General features: G+C 60.8%; 12 protein-coding genes. 5 read left to right on the forward strand and 7 right to left on the reverse strand.

Going from position 1 to position 19,263, the window contains the following annotated elements:
- Genes ACZ6WW_RS06645 through ACZ6WW_RS06655 form a run of 3 tightly spaced genes read left to right on the forward strand, consistent with a single transcriptional unit; the run spans position 1 to position 3,601 of the window.
- Positions 1-630, forward strand: a complete 630-nt coding sequence (locus ACZ6WW_RS06645) for a YjbF family lipoprotein (RefSeq protein ID WP_465273492.1) — start codon at positions 1-3, stop codon at positions 628-630.
- On the forward strand, positions 627-1,409 hold the full coding sequence (locus tag ACZ6WW_RS06650) for a capsule biosynthesis GfcC family protein (RefSeq protein WP_465273493.1): 783 nt from the start codon (positions 627-629) through the stop codon (positions 1,407-1,409). Before ACZ6WW_RS06645 ends, ACZ6WW_RS06650 begins: the two co-directional genes overlap by 4 nt.
- The gene (locus ACZ6WW_RS06655) at positions 1,406-3,601 is read left to right on the forward strand and encodes a YjbH domain-containing protein (RefSeq protein ID WP_465273494.1); all 2,196 of its coding nucleotides are present in this window, start codon (positions 1,406-1,408) and stop codon (positions 3,599-3,601) included. The genes ACZ6WW_RS06650 and ACZ6WW_RS06655 overlap by 4 nt, the downstream gene beginning before the upstream one ends.
- A gap of 28 nt (positions 3,602-3,629) precedes the next feature.
- On the opposite strand, the gene ACZ6WW_RS06660 is transcribed toward ACZ6WW_RS06655, so the two are convergent.
- The 7 genes from ACZ6WW_RS06660 to ACZ6WW_RS06690 form a co-directional block, all read right to left on the reverse strand.
- Positions 3,630-4,466, reverse strand: coding sequence for a sulfotransferase family protein (locus ACZ6WW_RS06660; RefSeq protein WP_465273495.1), 837 nt, complete (start codon positions 4,464-4,466; stop codon positions 3,630-3,632).
- Between the two features lie 237 nt (positions 4,467-4,703).
- Entirely contained in the window at positions 4,704-5,711 is a 1,008-nt protein-coding gene (locus ACZ6WW_RS06665; protein WP_465273496.1) for a LacI family DNA-binding transcriptional regulator, read from the reverse strand.
- A gap of 16 nt (positions 5,712-5,727) precedes the next feature.
- On the reverse strand, positions 5,728-8,430 hold the full coding sequence (locus ACZ6WW_RS06670; RefSeq protein WP_465273497.1) for a glycoside hydrolase family 2 protein: 2,703 nt from the start codon (positions 8,428-8,430) through the stop codon (positions 5,728-5,730).
- A gap of 4 nt (positions 8,431-8,434) precedes the next feature.
- Entirely contained in the window at positions 8,435-9,823 is a 1,389-nt protein-coding gene (locus ACZ6WW_RS06675; protein ID WP_465273498.1) for an APC family permease, read from the reverse strand.
- Between the two features lie 189 nt (positions 9,824-10,012).
- Complete coding sequence (locus ACZ6WW_RS06680) at positions 10,013-13,198, reverse strand: TonB-dependent receptor (RefSeq protein ID WP_465273499.1); 3,186 nt, start codon at positions 13,196-13,198, stop codon at positions 10,013-10,015.
- A gap of 199 nt (positions 13,199-13,397) precedes the next feature.
- The gene (locus tag ACZ6WW_RS06685; protein ID WP_465273500.1) at positions 13,398-15,734 is read right to left on the reverse strand and encodes a beta-N-acetylhexosaminidase; all 2,337 of its coding nucleotides are present in this window, start codon (positions 15,732-15,734) and stop codon (positions 13,398-13,400) included.
- A complete protein-coding gene (locus ACZ6WW_RS06690; protein ID WP_465273501.1) occupies positions 15,731-16,747 on the reverse strand; it encodes a glucokinase in 1,017 nt (338 codons plus the stop codon). The genes ACZ6WW_RS06685 and ACZ6WW_RS06690 overlap by 4 nt, the downstream gene beginning before the upstream one ends.
- A 620-nt stretch (positions 16,748-17,367) precedes the next feature.
- On the opposite strand from ACZ6WW_RS06690, the gene kdpF reads away from it, so the two are divergent.
- Together kdpF and kdpA are read left to right on the forward strand one after the other, a co-directional pair.
- Positions 17,368-17,448, forward strand: a complete 81-nt coding sequence (kdpF, locus tag ACZ6WW_RS06695; protein ID WP_465273569.1) for a K(+)-transporting ATPase subunit F — start codon at positions 17,368-17,370, stop codon at positions 17,446-17,448.
- 111 nt (positions 17,449-17,559) lie between these two features.
- Positions 17,560-19,263: a potassium-transporting ATPase subunit KdpA gene (gene kdpA / locus ACZ6WW_RS06700; protein WP_465273502.1), complete on the forward strand. Its 1,704-nt coding sequence runs from the start codon at positions 17,560-17,562 to the stop codon at positions 19,261-19,263.

A 19,263-nucleotide genomic window follows, 5' to 3' on the forward strand; every position in this document is an offset into this window, starting at 1 on the left:
ATGGCGATCGCGTTGTCGGGCGGCTGCACGACGGTTTCGATGGGCAGTATCGACGCGTTGAAGCAGGCGGTCGATCATCGCGCCGATGTTCATCCGACCGCGGCATCGGTCGCCGCGCAGCCTTACTTCCAGCTTCAGGTATCGAGTCATGATGGCGAGGCCGTCATGGTGCTCGCCAGCGTGCAGGGTGCAAGGCTCGGTTGGTACGGTGCGGACGGACAGGCAGTTTTTTTGAGCCACGGATTGTTGGTAAAGACCCTCGGGCTGACTCAGAACCTGGATGCCGTGCTATTGCCGCAGATGGATCCTTTCGCTGCCGGTCTGCAGCATCTGCCGCAGCCGATAAGCTACACACGTGTGATGGATTGGTCGCCGGGATACCGCTATGGCGTGCAGGCGCAGGCGCTGCTGTCGCCCAAGGCGATGGAGAATGTCGAGATTCTCGGTGCGGTGCATCACTTGCGCCGCATAGATGAGCGAGTGCGATCGGCGGAAGCTGGTCTGGATGTAGTGAATCATTACTGGGTTGATCCGGTCGACGGATTCATCTGGAAGAGCCGTCAGTACGCGGCGCCCGGCCTATCGCTCGAGCTGATTCAGTTGCGGCCATATCGAGAAACTGCGCCATGAGATGCCTGCTCCGTGCCGGCTGTCTGTTGATATTGCTGTGCGTGTCGCGGCTGTCGCTGGCACAGGTGACCGTAACGGGCGCCGTAGCACGGCCAGGCACCTATGCGCTGGCCGAGGCGCCACGACTGGCTGATGCAGCCAAGCTCGCGCAAGTCGATCCCGAAGCCTATGTGCTGGGAGCGTCATGGTCGCAGCATTCGCAGTTGTTGTTACAACGGCGCCAACAGGTAGGGCTGTTGTACGAACTGGAGGTGATACGACAACAGGCTGCCGTTGCGGGCGACGATGCCATGCTCGCGGCCAGCCGCTCTTTGCGAGATTGGTTACAAAGCCTGCCGCTGACTGGCCGCCGATTGGTGCATACGCTCGATCCCGCGCAGTTGGCGATCAGCGACGCCGACAATTTTCCGCTCGGCGATGGCGATCAGCTGAACTATCCGAAACGCCCAGCCGGTGTGCGTGTAGTAGGTGCCGTCGCGCATCCCTGCATATTGCCGCAGATCGGATTGAGGGCGGCACGCGACTATCTGGCAGATTGCGCGCCGTCATCGGCAGCGGATAAGGAGCTGCTGTACGTGATTCAGCCGGATGGACAAGTCTCCGAGCTGGGCATTGCGCTGTGGAATCGCAGTCCGCCGATGGTGTTGGCGCCCGGCGCGATTATCTATGTGCCGCTGGATCGACATGTCATTCGTTCGGCTGCGGATGACGTTTTCAATCATGAAATGGCCGATTTTCTGGCGACCCAGCCGGTAAGCGATACCGAGGTGCCGAAGTGAACGGGAGGGTTGGCCATCCTGGCGTTGGCCCTTTCGTTTTTCTGCGCCGTGGCATGTGGCCCGTGGGGTTGCTGCTTGCCGCATCGTTGAGCAAGGCCCTCCATGCGCAGGAAGCCCCGGGTTATACGCATGACGATTTCGGTGGCATCGGTTTGTTGCAGATGCCGACTGCGCGCATGGCCGACGATGGCGAAATCAGTTTCACCGCCACTCGTGTCTATCCCTTCTCGCAGTACAACCTCATGCTGCAACCATTGCCGTGGATGGAAACCACCTTCCGGTACACCAACGTCAGCAACGAACTGTATGGTCCGGTCTCGCTGAGCGGGCATCAAAAGCTCAAGGACAAATCGATCGACCTGAAGGTCCGCTTGTGGAGCGAATCACGCTACTTGCCGGATGTCTCGATCGGTGGTCGCGATATCGCCGGTACTGGGTTGTTCAGCGGTGAGTTCCTGGTTGCCACCAAGCGTCTCGGGCCGCTCGACCTAAGCCTGGGTCTGGGCTGGGGCAATGTTGGCGGACGCGGCAACTTGGCCAATCCGTTTGGTTTTATCTACAGCGGATTCAAGCAGCGCGCCGGCAACACCAACCAGCAAGGTGGTGAGTTCAACGTCTTCAACTACTTTCGTGGGCCGACGGCGCTGTTCGGCGGCGTGGAGTACCAGACGCCGCTGGATTGGTTGCGCCTGAAACTGGAACTGGACGGCAACAATTACCAGCACGAAGCGCACAACAACAATCTAGAGCAACGCACGCCGTTCAACGCTGCGGCGCTGTTCCGGATCAACCGTAATGTGGATTTCTCGGTCGGCTACGAGCGTGGCACCACGGTGATGGCGACGTTGAGCCTGCACGCCAACCTGGCCGAACACAAACCGCCGGAGAAAACGATGGACCCTCCGCCGGAACCCTTGCGCTCGTTGCCTTCGGTAGCGCCCAAGCAGGCGACGGCCACTGTCGCTGCTCCAGCGTCCATGTCGCCGGAAAAAGTCGATTGGCCCGAGTTGATTCGTGCCCTCAACGACAATGCCGGTATTTCCGTTCGCAGTATCAGCCGGCGCGGCTCGGATCTGGTCATTCACGGCGAGCAGCAGCGGTATTTCTATTCGGCCGAGGCGCTGGGGCGAGTCTCGCGCATTCTGGACAATCGCCTGGACGGCAGTTTCGACTGGTTTACCCTGTCCAGCGAAAGCTACGGCATGCCGATGGTGGAGTACACGTTGCACCGGCCGCGCTTCGTCGATCTGATCGATCACAAGATCGACTCGACCGCGTTCAAGCGCAGCATCGAGCAGGATGCGCCGATTCCACAGCCGGAGCAGACACTGTATTCGGCGACACCCAAGAAATTCGATGCCGGCGTGGCCCTTGCCTATAAGCAGAGTCTGGGCGGGCCCAATGCGTTTGTGCTCTATCAGTTCACAGCCGATGGCAGCGCCAGCTACCACTTCACCCCGAACCTGTGGTGGGACGGTCTGGTCAGCGTCAACCTGCTCAACAATTACGACAAGTTCACCTATACGGCACCGAGCTTGCTGCCACGCGTGCGCACCAATATTCGTGAGTACTTGACCAGCTCGGACATCACGATGCCCAACTTCCAGCTCACGGGTACGCGACGGCTGGGCAACGATCTGTTCGGCATGGCCTATGGCGGCATGCTGGAGAGCATGTACGCAGGCGTTGGCGGCGAAGTGCTGTATCGGCCTTTCGGTGACCGATGGGCGATCGGCACGGATGTGAACTGGGTTCGACAGCGTGGCTTTAGACAGGACTTTGCATTGCGGTCGTATCACATCATCACCGGGCAGACCACGCTTTATATGGACACCCGATTCCATGATGTCACCGTTGCGTTGAGTGCGGGGCGCTATCTTGCCGGCGACGTGGGCATGACGTTGGATATTTCGCGCCAGTTCGCCAACGGCACCAAGATGGGAGCCTATGCGACGTTGACCAACAAGTCAGGCCAGGCGACCGGCGAGGGCAGCTTCGACAAGGGTATCTATTTCTCGATCCCATTCGACCTGATGCTGCCGAGATCCAGTCGCACCTCGGCGAGCTTCATGTGGGAGCCGCTGTTGCGCGATGGCGGCGCACGCCTCAATCGGCGCTACACCCTATACAACATGACCAGCGATCGCGACGGCGATCTATTCGATAACAACGTGGATAAGGTTATCGAGTGACTCTGACTCGGCATGCCGACAACAGGCCTTACACAATAGGTACCTCGTTGACATTGTTCTTTGGGTCCATCCAGAAGGCTTCGTTGGCAAAACGCCCGAAGATCTCCCGCGGCAGAACCGGCTGACGCTCGTTCGACTCCACCTTAGGTCGAACCGAATGCAGGCCGGGCATGCCGACGCGGGCATCGAACTCGTCCGCGTTGTATTCGATGTGGTTGAAGTCGTGCTCGAACCAGGGTTCGCCGAGAAATTGATAAACCGCGCGTACGGCGGCGGCCGGATCGCGCACCAGGCTTTCGTAGGTCAGCAACAGCAGATGGTCCCGTGCGTACTCGCCGTAAAATGCGTCTTTGGTCGCCTGGTAGGCAAAGCCCACCATGCCCCGTGGATCGGTCAGAGCCTCGATGCGGGAGTACACGGTGGTGTTGGTGTCGAAACGGAATACCTTGCTGACGCTGACCGGTTGCCGGCGCACCAGGCGCTCCATGCTGTCCAGCACCCATGCCAGCTGGCGCACGCATGCAATGACTTTCACGCCGGGGAACAGCGTGTTGAGCAACTGCATTCGGCTGCACCACAGCCGACTTGTGTCGAACACCACGCCGACGTCAGTCTCTACGGAATAGAAGTTCTCGACCAGGCCACGCAATAGCGCGACGCGTTGTTCGTCGGAGACATCGAACGAAAAATCGTTCTTGCTGCTCGCCTCGGCAATCACCACACCCATGATGTCGGCAAGCGGGCTGGTCATGCCCGCGCGAAAGCGCGGGTTCTGATTGAGGATGGCGGCCAGCAGCGTGGTGCCGGCGCGCGGCAGCCCGGAAATGAAGTGGAACTTCCGTGGCGAGTGGCTGGCGTCTGGCATGTGCGGTGTCCTCGGAATAGTGTGGTGTGGCTACGATAGCGCGACTTTCAGGGCCTTCTGAAAACCCTTCCTACTCGTCATTCCGGCGTAGGCCGGAACCCAGTGGCTTTGCGATCGGTTGTCGCGAGAGCCAAGAAAACTGAGCGTTTATCTCAAAAATTCGAAATCGATGCCACTGGGTCCCGGCCTACGCCGGGATGACGAGAAATCAAGACTGAGGTTATCCGAGGCACCTTTTTATGGCGCTGGGGCCGTCGATGCACGCATGCGCATTTCATAGCCGACTTCCACCATGCGCGCGTCTCCCTTGCCAAGCACGCGAAGCAGCAGCTCTTCGGTGGCGCGCTTGCCCATCTCGTGCACAGGCTGGTGGACGGTGGTGAGCGGCGGCCACACCTGGGTGGCGATCGTAGTGTCGTCGAAACCGCAAATGGATATATCGCCGGGAACCGACACGCCTGCCTCCGCGGCTGCCCAGATCGCGCCGATGGCCATGTCGTCGTCCGCCGCGAAAATGGCGGTCGGTCGTTGCCTCAGTGCGAGCAACTGGCGGGCCGCAGCTACGCCAGACTCGAAAGAAAAGCGGCCTTGCACCATATAGGCGGGGTTTTCCTTCAGCCCTGCGCGTTTCAAGCCATCGCGAAAGCCGGCGAGACGCCAGATGCCGGCGCCGTGCTTGGGCGGGCCAATGATGTGGGCGATACGGCGATGACCCAGTGCTACAAGGTGGTCCACCATTGCTGCTGCGGCTTCATGCTCCCGGAGGATGACGCCGATGCAGCCCTTGGACTGGCGTGGCGCGATCGAGGCAAACGGAAGGTCGTTCTTGCGCAAATGATCGAGCAGCTTCGGATGGTCGGTGATAGGCGGCGTAAGGATCAGCCCGTCGGGCCGGTGCCGCCACAGGATGCTCTCGACGCGCTCGACAAAGTCCGGCGCGGTCGAGACCAGCGGCTGTACCATCATGCTGTATTGCGCCGCTTCACAGGCTTCCAGCACGCCGGCCTGGACTTCCATGATGTAGCTCGGCGACAAGTTGTCGTAGAGCAGGCCGATCATGAAGGAGCGGTTTGTCGCCAGGCTGCGCGCCGAGGTGAGGGGGCGGTAATTGAGTTGCGCAACGGCCGCGAGCACGCGGTCCCGCACCTCGTCGCGCACGTTCGGCTCGTTGTTCAGTACGCGCGATACGGTCTTTTTCGACGTGTCGGAGGCGCGGGCGACATCGTTGATGGTCACACGTGACATGGAAGCCTTTGCGCCTTCAATGATCGGTTCCCTGCGAGGTGCCAGCCGGAACGCTTTGGGTCGGGACGTTCCATCCATTGACTTCGACCACTGGTGCTGCCGTTCCTTGCGCTGCGTATCGCGCGGTCAGGACTATCGACTCGCCAGGCCAAAGTGTGACGTCATTGTCATTCCAGCGTATCGGCAACGCAAGATCGCCCTGCGCGCCGCGCCGGATCGACACATGCTGGAAGAGCGCCACGGTCCTGGACGCGTCGGGCACCGACAGGGTCACGGTAGTGACGTCCTCGTTGCCCTCATGTCGCGTCGTTGCCTTGATCTCGCTTGTGGCCGCCGGCAGTGTCTTCAGTGCGGTCAGGTCCGCGTACTGCGTTGACGGTGTGAGATACCAGTTCGACTTGGCCCAGTTGAGCTTGTCCTGCCGGGTGGATAGCCAATAGACGTTGCGACTGACCGGCTTGCCGTCGGATGCGGTCAGATCGAGCTCGATGAAGTAGGTGGCGGACAGGTCGGCGATGGTCGGCAGCGTTGCCAGCTGCCGGGTGTGGTTTCCTGTCAGGTCGATGTTCGGCAGGCGCTTCTCGTAAAGCACGCTGCCATCCAGCTTGCGCACGCGGATGTTCGCCCGCAAGCCATGGACATCGTCGAGCCCATGGTTCACCAGCACGATGCCGTTCGAATCATACGAATACTGGATGTGTACCAGCTCGTTCGCCTTCTTGGCGCCAAAATACGCCCCGGCGGGATTCATGTAGTAGTCGTACAGATGCCAGTGCAGCGAGGGCCACGCGTTGTTGAGCATCCAGTAGATCACGCCGGTCGCCGGCTTGGCGGCATCCATGTGCGCGTTGAATGCTTCGAACTGCGCTCGGACGTTGTCGTAGTTGTCGAGCTGGGCCTTGGCGACATAGTCGGCAAGGCTCGTGGGTGCGCCGTAACGGGCAGCCAGTGCCTTGTCGAACGGCGTCAGCACGGCAAAGGTCGACCAATCCGCGGACGCGTGGAATTGCCTGGCCTCAGGGGATTTCCACAAGGCCTCCTGCTCCTGCGGCGACAGCATGCGCTGCACATCTTCCAAGCGTGGAATATCCGCACCTGCGCTGACTTCCGAATCGAAGCCGAACGCGCCGCCAAGCTTATCGGCGTACCAATAGGATGGCGGAATCCAGTCGTACGGGCCATCCATCTTCAGGCCGGAGGGGCCGAGTTCGGCGGTGCCCTTGGGAACGGCGGCCGAAATGATCGGCAGCGGCCAGTCCGTAGCGCGCAGCGTATCGAAGTACATCTTCGCGATGGGCGGCGGAGGCGCATTGTCGCTGCCGATCAGGAAGCCGATCACCGAAGGGTGATTGCGCAGCAGGCGCGCTTCGCTGGCCACGGAGTCTTCAGCCACTTTCATATCTGCGGCGCTCCAGGGTGCACCACCGGTCTTGGCGGCCGACTCCCATTTGTCGCAGCACTCCCAGCCTGCCAGTATCAGAATGCCGTTGCGGTCGGCCAGATCGTAGAAGCGCTGATTTTCCAGCTTGCCTTCGCTGCGGATCGCATTGAGGCCAAGGTTGAGGACGTAGCTGAACTCGGCGTCCATGCGCGCGGGATCGTCGCGCAGAAACATGTCCGGTGCCCAGCCACCGCCGCGAATCAGCAAGGGTTTCCCGTTGATGAAGAACTGGCGATAGCCCTGTTTCGTCAGGTTCGAACTGACGCTGCGTATGCCGAATGTCGCGAGGGCCCGGTCGGAGGTTGCGCCATCGACTGCGGCTGTCAGCTCGAGTTGGTACAACGGATGTTCGCCCATGCCCACCGGCCACCAGATTTTCGGATGATCCAGTGCGAGGGCAGGGGTCGTTTTAGGCGAAAACGAAACGACTTGCGTTTGTCCGGGTGCGAGATGGACGGTCTGTTTTATGGAAATGCCAGCCACCGTGCCGTCGATCGCCGCATCATGCGCCACCGTGTCGAGGTTCCTTGCAGTCACCTTGACGTCCAGTGCGGCGTGCGCGAGATCGGGTAGCGACAACGTTGAAACCACTTGTGGAAAGCTCAACTCGACCGGCCCGGTCTGCACGATATCCACGCCGCGCCATGGGCCCATATTGTTGTCCGGAGGCGTGGGGTTCCAGTCCACCCAGCCGATCGACAGGCTCGCTCTCGGATCGGCCGGATGCACTTGCATGGCAAGGACGTTGTCGCCCGTGTGCACCCAACGCGTCACGTCGAGTTCGCGCACGGGATAGGCTCCGGCAACCTCGCCGTGGTCGGCGATCAGATGCCCGTTTACCCATACGTCGGCGCTCGCGATCATGCCGTTGGCGCGCAGCAGCGTATGTCCTCCGGCCGGCGCCTTCGGCAGCGTGAGCTGGGTTCGGTACCACCAAGGTGTCACGAAAAGAGTGCCGCTGGAGTCGGGCACCTGCACCGCACGCAGGTTGTCACTGTAGAACACGTCGTTCTTGTACGTGCCGTTCTCCAACAAGCCGGCCATGACGGTCGCGCGGCCACTTACCGGATACCAGCCCTCGGTGGCATACCCCGGCGCGGAGATCTCGGCGCCGGTCTGCTGCGCCTTCGCGCTGTCCTGGATATGCCAATGAGCGATGGGAGTCACCGTGCCGGCATCGACGGCTACCTTGGTGGGCGTGTAGGTCGTTTGCGCGTGTGCGGCCGACATGGCCATCGCGGCCATCATCCAGAATGCGCACCTGGTTGGAGTTTGCATGGCGTTACGGTTTCCCAAGATAGGTTTCGCGTACTTCGACGGGCGCGAACGGCCAGGACTGGTTGAGCCTGGCCCAGATGGCAAACACCACCAGGCCGGCGACAATCCAGATGCCCGACAGGATCAGCGACGACGTCGAGGCGGATACATACACATAAACCCAGCCCAACAGCGCGATGACGCATGGCACCGGGTAAAGCCACTGCTTGTACGGTCGCTCGAGATTCGGTTGACGCTTGCGCAGCACGACCAATGCCGCGATCTGCGCAATGGACTGCACGATGATGGTCGCCGTCAGCAGCATATTGATGACTTCGGTGAGGTCGAAGAACGTGCCGATGGCTGTCACCACGCCCATGGTGAGCAGGGCTATATGCGGAAAGCGGTGCTTCGCGTGCAGGCGTCCAAATATGGACAGGAATACCTTGTCCTGCGCTGCCTGGAATGGCACGCGCGAGCCGCCCAGCAGGCCGGTGAACACCGAGGCGAACGCGGTCACGATGATGAGGACGGTCATGACGGCGGCTGCCAGATGTCCCCAGCTACGTTCCACCACCAGCGAAGCCACCGATTTGGACTGGGCGATCTCCTGCCATGGCGCCACGCCAAGCACGCTGATGTTGAGCAACAGGTAGACAAACATCATCGCGATCACCGAGATGATGATGGAACCGGGCATGGTCCGCCCCGGATCGCGCAGCTCGTCGCCGATATAGGCGGTGGTGTTGTAGCCGAGATAGTCGTAGATGCCGATGATCAGCCCCGCGCCAAGCCCGACGAAGAAGTGGCTGCCGAACGTGTCGGATGGGTAGGTAAAGGCGAAACTCGCATTGAAATGCGAGAAGCCTGCCGCCGCCACGCCGATGACGGAGATAAGCATGATGACCCACAGCGCGACCGTGATCGAGCGAACCGATTCGATGCGGCGGTACAGGAGCCAGGTAACGATGGCAGTCGCTGCTACGCTGACCAGATGTATCGGCCACCAGCCCAGATTAGGGAAGAAGAATCCCAGATACTCCACCATGCCGATGATGCCCGTGGACATCAGCAAGGGAATCGCCAGCAGCATTGTCCAGATGAACAGGAACGGCATCAGTTTGCCGGTGCGGTATTGGAAAGCCTCGCGCAGGTAGACATAGGTGCCTCCCGAACCGGGCATCGCCGCTCCGAGTTCGGCCCAGACCAGGCCGTCGGCCATGGCCAGGATGGCACCGGCAATCCAGCCGATGATCGCCTGCGGACCACCCATCGCGGCGACCATGATCGGAATGGTGATGAACGGTCCGATGCCGCACATCTGGGTCATGTTGATCGCGGTTCCCGAGAACACCCCGATGGAGCGGTGCAGGGCGTTGTCGTGAACGGGCGGTGGCGCGCTGGAGTTTTGCATGCTTGCCTTGTTGTATTGGTTTGCGAATGGAGTGCGAGTGGCTGCCCGGATAACCTCAGTTTCCATCGTCGCCCCGGCGAAGGCCGGGGCCCAGCGTCTTCAGCACATTGAAACGTAAGGCACTGGATCCCGGCCTTCGCCGGGATGACGAGTAGGAGGGCTTAATCGATACCCCGGGAAACGCTCCGGTTACCACTGCCCACGCACACCCACCATGAACATACGCTCGGAGAAGGTCGAGTGCGCAGGCTGGTCAGGCCATACCAGGTAGTAGCGCTGATACTCATTGGTAAGGTTGGTACCGTCCACGAACACTTCCGCGTATTTGCTGAACTTGTACGAGATCGACGCATCCAGATATTTCTGCGGCGCTTCGTACATCTCCATCCCCGTAATACCGCCCACGCTATCCATCACTGCTCGCCGCGAACGGTAGTTGTACGCAACGCGTGCCTGGAAGTGATCGTCCTGATACCACAGGATGAAATTGCCGGACTTAGTGGAGTTGTCCTGGAACGGAATCTCCTTGCCGGCCAGGTCCTTTTCGCCCGAATTGCTTGGTGCATAGGTGGCGTTTATTTCCATGCCCGTCTTGGACAGAATGCCGGGAAGGAAGGTAAAGCCCTGGCGATAGTCGAACTCCGCACCGTGAATGCTGTTGCCGGTGCCCTGCACGGGCTGGGTGATCACGATGCAATGATCGCGAACCACGCCATCCTCATCGGGCAGGGTACAGTTGGTCACGCTGCCGTTCTTGATGAAACTGTCCACGTTGATACGAAACAGCGCAAGACTGAGCATGCTGGTTGGGTTGATGTAGTACTCCAGCGATGCGCCGTAGTTGGTGGAGCGCCACGGGTTGAGGTTCGGGTTGCCGGTCGACGTGCCATCGGCGACGCGGAAGATCGGCCCGTTGGGCGTCTCGGCCAGCGAGTAGTTCAGCTGCAAACCGCCACCCCAGGTGCTTAGGTCGAGTGGCATCATGTTCTTGGAATAGGCCAGTCGAAACTTCAGGCTGTCGGTGAGATCCAGCGAGAAGTTGGCCGATGGCAGGACGTCCTGATAACTGCGTTTGGTAACGTCCGTACCGACATCGGCCGGCTCATCGCCGTACGCTCCCGGATCGCCACTCAAATGCTGGGTCACGTTCAGATGCGTACGGATCAGCCGCACGCCAATATTGCCGCTATAGGGCATGTCACCGATATCGCCCTTGAAATCACCCTGCAGATAACCGGTCAGTTCCTTCAACCGTACCGCCCATGTCGTGCCCGGTTCGGCCACCTTTTGAGTATCGGGATAGAGTGATTTCCAGAACGAAATCGGATCGATCATCGCCGAGGGATTGATCGCCCAGAAGTTGATGCCCGAGCCGAGCAGGTTGTTGTACTGCTTCCAGTTGCCTGAAAGCGGCGCGGCGGCGTTGGGCAGCGAAATCGCCGACTGCGGGCCTGCACGGAAATAACCCAGATCGTTGCCCGCGGTACACGTGCCGCTATTCAGGACCACGTCGGCACCGACATAGCGCACCAGGCATCCGTTCGGATCGCTTGCACCCATGCCGGCATAGACCGGAGTTTCCAGAGTCCAACCATTGTTGTCCGCGCCGCGGATACTGTTGCGCACGCCGAACTCAAGCTTGAACCCATCCTGGAAGTCGTAGGTACCGTCGAACCGCAATGCATTCAACGCCACCTTGCGGTCGTAGTCGCCCGAGGATTCCAGTGTCTTCATCGTCCAGGCGTTGGGATTGGCGAAATCGGCAGCCAGCGAGGCTGGCATGTCGACCTTGATATAGCGGCCACCGAAGTTCGCAATGATCGGCACCGTGTTCTGCGGAATGCCGTTGGCATTGAATACGCGATTGCCGCCCAGCTGCGCCGGATAAACGAAGGTGCCGGGCGGTACTGCGTCATCAGGTACGCCGTCCTTGAGCACGTTGGGCCACAATGCGCCGTCAGAGTCGGAAATATTGACGTCAGTTTCCTGGTTCGACTGCGATGCGGTGTCATGAATGCCGCGCAGGCTGGCCGTGAATGCGCCGCCGTCGTCGTAATCCAGCTGAAGATTGAAGTTCTTCGCTACCGAGCTTTTCTGGACAATCTGTGAATACGACTCCACGTCGCCGGGCCACTTCTCGTACACCTGCGAGGTGTATAGCTGCGAGCCTTCCCAGCCCGGTTCCGGCGTGCCGTAGGAACCCAGGGCAGGGCTTCCAGTGTTACGTGACTGCAGCGGCACATAGGTTGCGCCCTGCCAGTTGGTGGAGTTGAACTGGATGCCGACGTTACGATCGTACTGACGCTGCTGCGAATAGAAGTAGTCGCTGGTCAGGCTGAAGCCGCTGCCCAGATCCATCTGGAACGAGGCATTGCCGGATTTGCGCTTGCGTTGGGTAATGATGTCGTTGAGGTTGATGTCCTGGCTGCCCATGAAGACGCCATTGGATTTACCGTCGCCATTGACGTCCACGCTGCCGTCGGCGTTCTGCACGATCTTCGACGGGATAGGCGCGCCGTTCCACGGGGTCAGGAAGCCGTTATAGCCGCCCGCGCTGGCCGCATTCTCGCCATTGAGCACGACACCGTATTGGTCGAGGCCTTCGGTGGCGTTCATACGCCGGGTATTGGAGAAATCGGCGGCGATCAGCAGGCCCCAATGGCCATTATCGTTATACGAAATAAGGCCGTTGCCTTCGGGTCCCCAATGGTTGGTGGTGGTGCCACGCTCGCCATTGGCCGAGTAGCTGTAAGTAAAGCCGCTGGGGAGATCCCAGGGGCGATAGGTATGCAGGTCGATGGCGCCGCTAATGCCGCTGTCGGTCTCATTGGCGGTGGACGATTTGACCACGTCCACGCCGTGGAACAGCGTCGACGGCAACATGGTGAAGTCGGGCTGCTGCGCGTCGATCTGGTCTGCCGTGATGAACACTTCGCCGTTCAACATGGTGCCGACCTGGGGCAGGCCGCGCACGTCGACGGAGGTACCCACGCCGGCATCGCGGTTGATCTGCACGCCTGTGACACGCTGCAGCGAGTCGGTGATGGTGGTGTCGGGCAGGGCGCCGATGTTTTCGGCGGTGATGCTGTCCTGGATCTTCGGCGCATCGCGCTTCAGGTCGATGGCACGCATCTGCGATGCACGCACGCCGGAGACCGCCACGGTCGATAGCGTGACCGCTTTCTTCTCGGCATCGGCGTCGGCTTTCTTGGTGTCGGTCGATGGCGGTGCAGGTGCCGGCGTGGTTTGTGCCGTTGCCTGGCCGTCCGCCTGGACATCGAAAAATGTCGACGCTGCAGCCGACGTCGACATGACGGCCAAGAGCGACGCGGTAATGGCAAATGACAAAGGACGCTTGCGAAGTACGGTGGACATGGGCTTTAACCTCGTTGGTGTTGCCTGTCGAACCTCAGGTGCTCCGTGGTATTTCAAAAAAAGCGTACGGCTCGGCGGTGCCTGCGAGTGCGCACGCCGTTGTGATGCAATCTCTCGTTTTCTCCCCAGGCTTTGGCTTCGCGAGCCAAGGCCGTCTTACTCCGGTGCTGCTGCACGAGGCCCAGGCCCCGTGTGTTGCTTATTTCGAAAACGCCATGCGCGCTAACGCCCATTGGCCATCGCGCGGATCGCCGGTAGCGAAGACGCACACATTGCGAACGCCGGTCCCCACCGGCGTAGCAACATTTGCTTCAAGATGGATTTGACCTTTTTTCTGCGCCGCAGTCGCTAGCGGCATGCTGGCAAGCAGCGGCCCTGTGCAAGCATCGGCGTGAATCTCGAACTCGCCGGCGGCGCTGGCCTTCGGGCGCACCACGGCATCCCTGGCTTCATCGCCAAAGCGCCAGGTCACACGCTCGACCGTTATCGCGACATGCTTGATGCCGTCCAGCGACACTTCCGGCCACAGCCAGCATGCATTGCCGATATCCACCGAATGAACTGGCCTCAATGCCTGCACCTTGCTGCTGCCATCCAGACGCGTAGCCGGCTGCTTGGAGCAGGTTGCAAACGCATGGCTGTCACGACTCAGCAAGGTCGTTTCATCCAGCATCTGCGTACGTGGCGCGGCGAGTTCGAAACCGTCCGGTGCAAAGGTCGCGGCGCGCAGGGTCGTATGGCTCGGTAGTGTGAGCTGTTGGGCGTACGACGCGGATTGGTTGGTCGGCGCGGAGCCGTCCGTCGTGTATCGAATCGTCCCGAATCCGACCTGATTAGAAAGCTCGATCCGGAAGCTTCCGTTCGCCGCGGCGGTTACTTGAAAAACCGGTGCGAACGCACTGTCCGCATAGCCGATGCCCAGTGCGCGGTAACGCGCCAGTTCGGCCGGCATGCGTCGCAGGAAATTATTCCAGTCGCGAGCGTTTGCGGGTGACCAGCCAAGTTCGGACAGTGCCGCGATGCGTGGAAATACCGCATGCTGGTCATGCGCAAAGGTGCGCATCTGCTCGGTCCAGAGGCCCGCCTGCACGCCAATGATGTGCTTGGCTTCGGTGGCGCTTGCACCGTCCGGGATGACGATCGTGTCATAGGCTTGCCGCAGCGTTGCCGCGGGCGGCGGTCCTGCCCATTCGTCAGGCAGGTCGGACTGGTAGTGGTCGAAATAAAGCGATTCCTGCGGTGTCATGACCACGTCGTGGCCTTGGCGAAGAGCCGCGAGCGCGACACGTTCATTGTCGTCGCCGTGCCAGGACATCACCACTTGCGAAGTCGGCAGCGTCGCGCCGGCGACCAGCTCATCGTCCCAACCCACGGGGCGGCGTCCGTGCTTGATCAGATACGCGGTGACTTCATTGGTGAACCAGCTCTGCAACTGGTCCATGTTTGCCAGGCCGAGCTTGTGCATCTGCGCACGCACTTCCGGCGATGCATTCCACTGCTGCTTGTCGGCCTCGTCGCCGCCGATCGAGATGTATTGCGACGGGAACAGTCGCATGACCTCATCGAGCACATCGTCAACGAACTGCAAGGTCTTTTCATTGGGCTTGAGCAACCACGGGCTGACGCCCCAGTTGGTCCATACGTCCGGTCGCTTGCCGGTGACGCCCAACCATGGATAGGCGGCGATAGCTGCTTGGGAATGTCCGGGAATATCGAATTCCGGAACCACCTCGACATAACGCTCGGCGGCATAGCGCACGATCTCGCGTGCATCGGCTTCCGTGTAAAAGCCGCAATAAGGGTGATCGCCAGAACCGATCAGTTCGCTGTCCAGACCTACCGCTTCGCGGCATGCCCCGATTTTCGTGAGCAGGGGATACTTGGGGATGGCCAGACGCCAGCCCTGGTCTTCGGTCAGGTGCCAGAGCAGCACGTTCAACTTGTTGAGCGACATCCAGTCGATCAGTTTCTTGATTTCGGCCACGCTCTGGTAGTGCCGTCCGGAGTCGAGCAGCAGTGCACGCCACGCGAAACGCGGATGATCGTCGATGACGCCATGGGCAACTGCGACCGGGGCGCCACGCGTCCATCCGGGTGGCGTCAGCAATTGCCACAGGGTGACGCTGCCATAGAACGCGCCGCGCGGCGTGCGTGCCGTGACCAGGATGCCGTTGCTGTCTACCGTGATGCGATAGCCGGCATCATCGGCGATGTCGGCATCGGGGTTCACATCGAACGTGATCGCAGGATGCGCCGCACCCGTCGCCGCCATGCCCAGGTGCAATCCGTTGGTATCGGCGACACGCTGCACAAACTGCTGCGCGATGGACTGCGCTTGCTGGCTATCGGCGCCACGCACCGAGACCACCGCGCCATCTGCGATATCGACCGCGCCCGATCCGGCCGGGCTCGCCTTTGCCGGCTGCGGGAGTAACGACCAGTTGGGAACCGCTGGGGCTGCCATGACCGTACACGTAGCCGCGAGCCAGGTGATGGTCAGGCGGCAAAGAAATCTCGATGGCGCGATGCGGCTCATGCGCCCAACCCCTTTGCGATGGCATGGCCAAGCGCTCCCGCTCCCGGCATGCCATCCTTGAGGAACCACAGCGCCGCCCCCTGCACACCGTGGCGGCCGTGTTCCGTTACCCGCACCGGTATTTGAGAGAGCAGCGTGCGCGCGCTGCGCCCGTGCAGGAATCGCTCTTCGAAGGCGCTGCGCTTGAGCAGTTCGAAGATGGACGACAGAAATCCACCGGCCAGATACACGCCGCCTGTAGCCATGAAGCTCATCGCGAGGTTGCCGGCAAAGCTTCCCAACGAGGCGCAGAAAATCTCCACGGCCTCTACGGCATAGGCGTCGCCACGTACAACGGCTGCCATGGTGACCGATTCGGGTGTCGCCATCAGCGGTGTTTTTTCGTCCAGCGCACACAGGGCCGTATAGATGGTCAGCAGACCAGGGCCGGACACGATGCGTTCGAACTCCACGTAGCCACCATGGGGCGCCAGATGTGCGAGAACCTCGCGTTCACGCACCGAGTTCGGCGCGAAATCCATCTGGCCCGCCTCTGTCGCCAGTACGAAGCCGCCGGCAGGGCCGGGGAAGTGCACCGCTGCACCCAGACCGGTGCCCGGCCCGATCACCAGGGTCGGGCCGCTGGCGTGCGTATCCGGCCCGCACAGGTGGCGACCGCCATCGGCAAGGGCGCCGTCGAGTGCGTAGGCCAGTGCTTCGAAGTCGTTGAGTACGGCAACCTCGTCCAGGCCGAGCGTCTGACGCAACTGCGCCAGATCGATGGGCCAGGCGAGATTGTCGTTGACGACGTCGTTGCCCACGATCTGACCGGCACAGGCCAGCACGCAGTGCTTCACTGGGGTCCGCACGTCGGAGTCGACAAAGGCTTGCAGCAGGTCCGACAGCATCGGGAACGCCGCGCACAGGTAGACGCGATAGGCGAGTGTCTCCACCTCACGTCCCCCGTCGCGCGGGGCGCGCATCAACGCTACACGCCCATGCGTGCCGCCAATATCGGCCGCCAGAAACAGCATCACCGGTCTCCCCGCCAGTCGATCCGAGTCGTCAATTCCCACGTCCAGCGCCCCCCGGCATTGGAACGGGTATCAGGGTGTAACGTAATTGACACCGGTGTCAAGCGGTGGCGCAGCATGTGGGGAAATGCCCTGGGGCGGGCGGTGTTGGTATGGAGTCCGGCTTAAGGAAACATCGAGCAATCGGCTTTTTTAGGAGCGACTTCAGGGAACCTCTAAAAACTCTTTCCTACTCGTCATCCCGGCGCAGGCCGGGATCCAGCGACTTCGGTTTTCGGTCTTCGCGATAGAGCAAATGCTTGAACGTTCTGGCGATAACCGATCGCAAAGTCACTGGATCCCGGCCTGCGCCGGGATGACGATAAAGGGACTGGGGTTATTCGAGGCTCCCTGAAGTCGCTCCTACAAAAACCTGGGACGTTAATCGCGCCATGGTTGGTTTTTGGAGGCTCCCTCATGGCGCGAAGAGAGACGCACGACCCCATGGAATCTTGATACGGCCTTGATACCGCCCGCGTCGATCTCCGTGCCGTCTTGAAACGAGCCGACTTACGCTTCGCGCCTCGTCATTCGAAGAGGTATGTCGTCATGCGTCAGGTCGATGCCAAGCGAGCGCCATCATGGTTGTGATCGGTTGCGTGCTGCTGTTTGCGTTGTTCGCCTATCTGCTCTACGCGCTCATCAAGCCCGAGCGGTTCTGAAGCCATCCATCGAGGTATTCCATGTACGACATCGTCTTTGTCGCGGTGGCGGCGTTGTTCTTTGCCATCACTGTCTCTTTCGTCATTGCCCTGGACCGGATCTGAACTTCCATGGTTATCGATATCGCCCAATTTGCGCTGCTTCTCGTGCTGATGGCCGGCCTGGTCGTCGTGGCCGGGCGCTGGCTGACGCGCATTCTCACCACGCAAGGTCACTGGCTGCCCGAGCGCATCGGCTACCGGCTGCTTGGCGTGGATCCCCATACCGGCATGGACTGGAAGGCGTATGGACTGGCGCTGGTGCTGAGCAACGCCGCCATGATGCTGCTGGGATATCTGATCCTGCGCCTGCAGGCATGGTTTCCGTTCGACGCGCTGCATCGTCAGGCGCAGACGCCTGACCTGGCCTTCAACACAGCGGCATCGTTCATTACCAACACCAACTGGCAGTCCTATTCGGGAGAGTCCAGTTTGTCGAACTTCTCGCAGATGGCGGTCATCACGTTTCTGATGATGGTGAGCGCAGCCTCGGGCATCGCCGGATGTGCCGCGTTCATCCGTGGCCTGGCCCAACGCGAAGCAAGGAACGTGGGCAACTATTGGGCCGATTTCAGTCGCATTATCTGGCGCCTGCTGCTACCGATCTGCCTGCTGCTCTCGGTTGTATATGTCTGGCAAGGCATGCCGCAGACGTTGTCGAGCAGCGCCAATGCCACGACGTTGGAAGGCGCTACGCAGCATATCGTGGTGGGTCCGGTGGCCAGCCTGGAAGCGATCAAGCACATCGGCACCAATGGCGGCGGCTTCTACGGTGCAAATGCAGCCCATCCGTTTGAGAACCCGTCGCCGCTGACCAACCTGTTGCACATGTTGGCGATGTTCCTGATTCCTTCGGCGCTGACCTACGCCTTCGGTCGCATGCTTTCGCGCCGCGCCCAAGGCTGGGCGTTTCTTGCCGCGTTCATGGTGATGTTTGTGGGCTTCCTGGCAGTGGAGTATCCGGCCGAGCGTAGTGGTACGCCGATGTTCGCGAGCCTGGCTGTCGACCAGACGCCAAGCACGCTTCAACCAGGCGGCAACATGGAGGGCAAGGAAATGCGCTTCGGTATCGCACAGACCAGCGTCTTCGTCGCCGTGACCACGGCCGCCACCACCGGCTCGGTGAACGCGATGCACGACTCGCTCACCCCAGTGGGCGGCATGGTGCCGTTGTTCCTGATGATGCTTAACGATGTCTTTGGCGGTGTCGGCGTCGGCTTTATCAATCTCGTGTCGTTCGCCATCCTCACGGTGTTCCTCGTCGGGATGATGATTGGGCGCACACCGGAGTTTCTCGGCAAGAAGGTCGAAGCGCGCGAGATGAAGCTGGTAATGCTCGCGCTACTTGCGCATCCATTGTGCATTCTTGGGTTCACGGCATTGGCCGCGCTGTGGCCGGGGGCATCATCCAGCCTCGCCAACGCCGGTCCCCATGGTTTCAGCGAACTGATCTATACCTATACCTCGGGCACCGCCAACAACGGCTCGGCCTTTGCCGGTCTGAACGCAAACACGCCGTTCTACAACACGACCATCGGCCTGGCCATGTTGCTGGGACGTTATTTCACCTTGCTGCCCATGCTGGCGGTGGCCGGCTCGCTGGCTGCAAAGCGCTCGGTACCGGAAAGCGCAGGCACGCTGCCGACGGCGACACCGCTGTTCACGATGCTGTTGATCTTCGTCATCGTCGTCGTGGGCGGCCTTACGTTCCTGCCAGCGCTGGCTCTCGGGCCGATCGTCGAGCATCTCGCCATGGCTGCGGGTCAGTTTTTCTGA

It is taken from the genome of Dyella sp. NPDC103356, assembly GCF_055584465.1.

Coding starts and splice junctions, on each gene's coding strand:
- ACZ6WW_RS06645 (WP_465273492.1), top strand. CDS start 1: ATGGCGATCGCGTTGTCGGGCGGCTGCACGACGGTTTCGATGGGCAGT.
- ACZ6WW_RS06650 (WP_465273493.1), top strand. CDS start 627: ATGAGATGCCTGCTCCGTGCCGGCTGTCTGTTGATATTGCTGTGCGTG.
- ACZ6WW_RS06660 (WP_465273495.1), bottom strand. CDS start 4,466: ATGCCAGACGCCAGCCACTCGCCACGGAAGTTCCACTTCATTTCCGGG.
- ACZ6WW_RS06665 (WP_465273496.1), bottom strand. CDS start 5,711: ATGTCACGTGTGACCATCAACGATGTCGCCCGCGCCTCCGACACGTCG.
- ACZ6WW_RS06670 (WP_465273497.1), bottom strand. CDS start 8,430: ATGCAAACTCCAACCAGGTGCGCATTCTGGATGATGGCCGCGATGGCC.
- ACZ6WW_RS06675 (WP_465273498.1), bottom strand. CDS start 9,823: ATGCAAAACTCCAGCGCGCCACCGCCCGTTCACGACAACGCCCTGCAC.
- ACZ6WW_RS06680 (WP_465273499.1), bottom strand. CDS start 13,198: ATGTCCACCGTACTTCGCAAGCGTCCTTTGTCATTTGCCATTACCGCG.
- ACZ6WW_RS06685 (WP_465273500.1), bottom strand. CDS start 15,734: ATGAGCCGCATCGCGCCATCGAGATTTCTTTGCCGCCTGACCATCACC.
- ACZ6WW_RS06690 (WP_465273501.1), bottom strand. CDS start 16,747: ATGCTGTTTCTGGCGGCCGATATTGGCGGCACGCATGGGCGTGTAGCG.
- kdpF (WP_465273569.1), top strand. CDS start 17,368: ATGGTTGTGATCGGTTGCGTGCTGCTGTTTGCGTTGTTCGCCTATCTG.
- kdpA (WP_465273502.1), top strand. CDS start 17,560: ATGGTTATCGATATCGCCCAATTTGCGCTGCTTCTCGTGCTGATGGCC.